The 4,648-nt window shown below is 41.6% G+C and carries 5 protein-coding genes; 3 read left to right on the top strand and 2 right to left on the bottom strand.

Annotation, left to right across the window (positions count from 1 at the left end; translation table 11 throughout):
• The first annotated feature begins 346 nt into the window (after positions 1-346).
• Both B9J87_RS04920 and B9J87_RS04915 read left to right on the top strand, forming a co-directional pair.
• Positions 347-886, top strand: coding sequence for a cytochrome b (locus tag B9J87_RS04920; RefSeq protein ID WP_017047204.1), 540 nt, complete (start codon positions 347-349; stop codon positions 884-886).
• The gene (locus B9J87_RS04915; RefSeq protein WP_013867851.1) at positions 883-1,452 is read left to right on the top strand and encodes a YceI family protein; all 570 of its coding nucleotides are present in this window, start codon (positions 883-885) and stop codon (positions 1,450-1,452) included. The genes B9J87_RS04920 and B9J87_RS04915 overlap by 4 nt, the downstream gene beginning before the upstream one ends.
• Positions 1,453-1,548: 96 nt before the next feature.
• Here the strand turns inward: B9J87_RS04915 and B9J87_RS04910 are convergent, their stop codons facing one another.
• Positions 1,549-3,321, bottom strand: coding sequence for a methyl-accepting chemotaxis protein (locus tag B9J87_RS04910; protein ID WP_176429482.1), 1,773 nt, complete (start codon positions 3,319-3,321; stop codon positions 1,549-1,551).
• A 194-nt stretch (positions 3,322-3,515) separates the two neighbouring features.
• On the opposite strand from B9J87_RS04910, the gene B9J87_RS04905 reads away from it, so the two are divergent.
• Complete coding sequence (locus B9J87_RS04905) at positions 3,516-4,121, top strand: beta-phosphoglucomutase family hydrolase (protein ID WP_017046438.1); 606 nt, start codon at positions 3,516-3,518, stop codon at positions 4,119-4,121.
• Between the two features lie 27 nt (positions 4,122-4,148).
• On the opposite strand, the gene B9J87_RS04900 is transcribed toward B9J87_RS04905, so the two are convergent.
• A complete protein-coding gene (locus B9J87_RS04900; protein ID WP_017046439.1) occupies positions 4,149-4,622 on the bottom strand; it encodes an FKBP-type peptidyl-prolyl cis-trans isomerase in 474 nt (157 codons plus the stop codon).
• Between the last annotated feature and the right edge of the window lie 26 nt (positions 4,623-4,648).

The raw sequence follows: 4,648 nt of genomic DNA, 5'->3' as shown, positions 1-4,648 counted from the left end.
AGCAACTCGTTGTTCTCCTTTAATAAAGCCAAGCAAGATTACCACAGTTATCAACAAGCACGAGCAGCAAATGGCGAGTTCTTGATCTTTCACACTATTCTTCTAATACGAGCATTCTACAGGTGTTAAACCCTTATGATTTGAAGCTACCGTTGTTTCAAGTTGTTTGAGCCTAAGTCGTGGTTATCTATATCCACAATAAGTTCCTTCAGTTTTTTCGAATAACTCAATCAGTACTAAAGTATGTCCACAATGTAAAGTATGGTAAATACTGTGTTAATAATTTAGGCTAGAATATAGATTCAATTCACTTTGTTGCTGTTTCACTTGCTGGTTTAGAAAATTTATGACAACTGAAGTTAAAAATTACAACTTAGTCACGCGTCTTATCCATTGGTTATCCGCACTCGTTATCATCGGTATGTTTGGTGCTGGGATCTGGATGGTTGAGTTAACCTATTACAGTCAATGGTATAACACCGCGCCACATTGGCATAAATCTGTCGGTTTGTTGCTGCTCGCGGTCACCCTGTTCCGCATACTATGGAAGTTGGTGAGTGTCTCTCCTGCCATTGGTGGCGGCCACTATGAGCGCATTGCGGCTAAAGCGGCGCACGGATTAATGTATTTATTATTGATGACGCTGTTTGTATCAGGCTATTTGATCTCAACAGAAGATGGCCGAGGGATTGATGTTTTCAATTGGTTTACTGTACCAAGTATGGGCTTGTTGTTTGAAGGACAAGCCGATCTCTCTGGTACGGTTCACTTTTACGCAGCTTGGACGCTGATTATTTTAGCAGGCGTGCACGCTGTTGCCGCACTCAAGCACCATTTTATTGATAAAGACGATACGCTACGAAAAATGATAGGAGCTTCTAAATGAAGAAAACGTTACTTGCTACTGGATTGGCTTTCGCAACACTCATGCCGCTAGGTGCAAACGCTGCTGACTATGTTATAGATACCAAAGGTGCGCATGCTTCAATTAACTTTAAAGTCAGCCATCTTGGTTATAGCTTTACCAAGGGCCGCTTTAACAAGTTTGATGGTGAGTTTTCCTACGATCCTAACGACCTTGCAAGCTCAAAAGTGAAAGTTAATGTGGATACTCGCAGCCTGGACAGTAACCATGCTGAACGTGATAAACATATTCGTAGTGCTGATTTCATTGATGCATCAAAATATTCACAAGCAACGTTTACCAGTACTCAAGTGGTTGATAAAGGGAATGGTAAACTAGAAGTGCTCGGTGATCTTACTCTGCATGGTCAAACCAAACCCATTACTATTGATGCAGAATTTATTGGCGCAGGTAAAGACCCATGGGGTGGCCAACGCGCTGGTTTTTCGGGGACAACACGTATCGAACTCGCGGATTTCAATATTGCAGTAATGGGCGCTTCAAGCTATGTCGATATGGAACTCTATGTTGAAGGAATACAAAAGTAATCCACATCTTGTTATGCTTTAAGCAAACATGAATTAAAGGGTCTAACTCTAGACCCTTTTCACTAACTCTCGCTATATTTTATCTCTATACATTGGCTAACTGACGGATTTCTGAGTCTGGAATTCGGCGACCGCGTTGTCCATGTCGTTTGCTTGTTTGGAAACGATATCGACTTCAATCAAACACTGTTTGGCTGAGTGCATATTATTATCAGAGATAGAGTTAAGTTCGGTGATCGATTCACTGACTTGGTTCATCACAATGCCTTGTTCTTCAATTGCAGAGGCGATTCGCTCAGAGTTACTTTGTATCATTTCCATGTCAGAGAGAATCTGACGTAAACTATTATCCAGTTCTCCTGAAGCCGTTAGCGTCGCATGGCCTTGAGTGTTGCATTGTGCAATATCAGTGACAACGGTGCTCATTTGGCTTTGAATTGCAGAAACGACATTGGTGATCTCTTCCGTTGACTGATGCGTGCGGCTGGCAAGTGCGCGGACTTCATCGGCGACCACAGCAAAGCCTCTGCCTTGTTCTCCGGCGCGAGCGGCTTCAATCGCGGCATTTAATGCCAGTAAATTGGTCTGCTCTGCGATACCTTGAATGATGTTAACAGCACCGCCAATTTGTTCGACATGCTTGTTCAATGAGGCGATGGAGATTTGACTTTTTTCCAATGTTCGTGAGAGTTCATCGACATTTTTTACCGTTGATTCCACCACCAAACGCCCTTGCTGAGCATTGTGCGCGGCTTTGTGTACACCTTCTACCGCTACACTAGTACTTTCTGAAATTTCGCTGATGGTGGACACCATTTCTTGAACGGCCGTTGCCATTGTCGTGGTGTGGTCAGCCTGAACGTGAAACTGTTCAATCACATCTTCTAATTCGTTATGCATACTTGATGTACTGTTCGATAGCTGGTGAGACTTTGTTTGAGAGCCAGCGATAAGAGTTTCGAACTTATCGAGTAAGGTATTAAAATAAGTTGCGATCGATACCAGCTCGTTGCGGCCAGTCAGTTCAACACGCAAACTGATGTTGTTGCTGTTTGAAATCATTCGCATCACTGACAACAACTTACTCACTTGCACGTTAATGGAGCGCGCTATTTGGAGAATAAATCCAAGGATTAGCACGATCACTAACGCACTGAGCCCTTGCTTCACATAGTTAAGTTCTTGCTCAATACTTGTAATCTCTTTATTTAACACTTTAGAAAAGGTGACAAACTGTTGTTCAACATTATGAGAAAGATTACGTACTTCACCAAGTAGCCCTTGATTATATTTCAAACCAATCACTTTTTTCTGATCGACAAGCTGTTCGGCGGCCTGTGCTAATGCTGGAAAACGGTTGGTCACTGTGCTGTTTTGCAGCTCTCCAACCTGCACGCTTTGATTAAACGCCATTAGCTCTAAAAGTAATGCATCATCAGCATTAGGTTTTATGGTTTCCAATGCTTGTAAATAAGTGGCTAAAAGGCCGGATTTTTCATTTAATCCGTATAGGCTATAAGCTTGCACCAATTTTTCAAAACCTTGTTTATAAGCCAAAAGGTCTTGTCGGAGTTGGCTACTAGAGGGGAGATCTCGATCTAACAGGATGAGGGAAAGTTGCTGTTCCAGATCTAAAAAAAGAGTGCTGTTTTTTTTAAAGGTTTCAAGGTATTTCACGTCGCTTCGCAGAAGAAAATCTTTCTCATTGCGCCGCAAATTGAGCAGTCTAATTTCAAGTTTATCGACTAAGTTAATGGCTTGATTGAGCGTTTCGGTGGTTTGGGAAAAATGTGTGGTAGTGGCTAACATTACCAGAACCCCGATAACCGCAATAGCACCCAGTGAATATAATTTTTGTTTGATACTCATGAGATTATACACCTAAGTAAAATGACAATAATTGATGAAAATGTAATTATTAGTATGTTTAATTAGAATGTTAGGATTAAATGAAGCGTATATCAATGAACGCAAAAATATAAATTACATTCATTATCGTGACACAATATTGGAACTTTTATTTTGTTGATTCCCATAGAATTTGTTAGAGGCGCTCTGTAAACATGATTGAATTAGAAAATTACCAAGGACTTATTTTTGATATGGATGGTACGTTGCTTGACACCATGCCAGCGCATTTAGAGGCTTGGTCAAAAACAGCGCAACATTTTCGTTTCCCATTCTCAGAACAGTGGTTGCACAGTTTAGGTGGCATGCCTAGCGCTAAAATCGTTTCACAAATCAATAAGCTGCACGATCTCAAATTGGTGCCAGAGCTGGTCGCTCAATTTAAAATGGCGGCATTTTCTTCTATCGAAAATAGTGGCGAGGTAATTTCTTGTACTCATGAAGTTGTTGAGCAGTTTTATGGTAAAAAGAAGCTTGCGATTGGGACTGGAAGCCAAAGGCAAAGTGCACTCGCATTGCTTAAAAAGTCTGGGCTATTAAATCGCTTTGATGCTGTAGTAACGGCGTCTGATGTTGAAAACCATAAACCGAATCCAGATACATTTTTGCGTGCAGCCTTTTTATTAGATCTCGAACCTAAGCATTGTGTGGTGTTTGAAGATACTCATTTGGGTAAACAAGCCGCTCACGCTGGAGGAATGGATTGTGTGATGGTAGAAGAAGGAAAACTGGTGTTTTATCCAGTCCCTTCTCAAGAATAGAGCCGCGTAATGCGGCTCAACACCGCTTTACTGGATTTCAATTAATTCCACATCAAAAATTAGTACGGATGCCGGTGGGATAGGGCCGCTGCCACTTTTGCCATAACCTAAATTACTGGGTATGAACAGGCGCATTTTTTGTCCTTCCACCATCAGTTGTAGGCCTTCCTGCCAGCCTTGAATCACCTGCTTCAAACCAAACACAATCGGGTCGTTACGTTCAACCGAGCTATCAAACACCGAACCGTCAAGTAAAGTACCGTGATAATGCACTTTTACACGACTGTTGGCTTTCGGATGAACGGTGCCAGTACCTTGTTGGAGTACGAGATATTGTAGGCCACTTTCGGTTGTTATCACGCCATCTTGCTGAGTATTTTCAGCCAAAAACGCTTGGCCTTTAGCAAAATTTTCATCGGCAATTTTGTGGTTATTCCACGTACGATAGATAAAAAAGCCAGCCAGTAAAAAAATAATAATTGGAAATACAAATTTAGACATATTTTTAAAGCCTTGTGGATTAGGGG

It is taken from the genome of Vibrio sp. V19_P1S1T109 (assembly GCF_002241375.1).
Classification (GTDB): Bacteria; Pseudomonadota; Gammaproteobacteria; order Enterobacterales; family Vibrionaceae; genus Vibrio; species Vibrio anguillarum.
Note: the sequence above shows the minus strand (reverse complement) of the source record. Positions and strands in the feature narration are given on the sequence as shown.

Bases quoted from the DNA above. Each gene is read 5' to 3' on its own strand.
- B9J87_RS04920 (WP_017047204.1), top strand. From the start codon at position 347: ATGACAACTGAAGTTAAAAATTACAACTTAGTCACGCGTCTTATCCAT.
- B9J87_RS04915 (WP_013867851.1), top strand. From the start codon at position 883: ATGAAGAAAACGTTACTTGCTACTGGATTGGCTTTCGCAACACTCATG.
- B9J87_RS04910 (WP_176429482.1), bottom strand. From the start codon at position 3,321: ATGAGTATCAAACAAAAATTATATTCACTGGGTGCTATTGCGGTTATC.
- B9J87_RS04905 (WP_017046438.1), top strand. From the start codon at position 3,516: ATGATTGAATTAGAAAATTACCAAGGACTTATTTTTGATATGGATGGT.
- B9J87_RS04900 (WP_017046439.1), bottom strand. From the start codon at position 4,622: ATGTCTAAATTTGTATTTCCAATTATTATTTTTTTACTGGCTGGCTTT.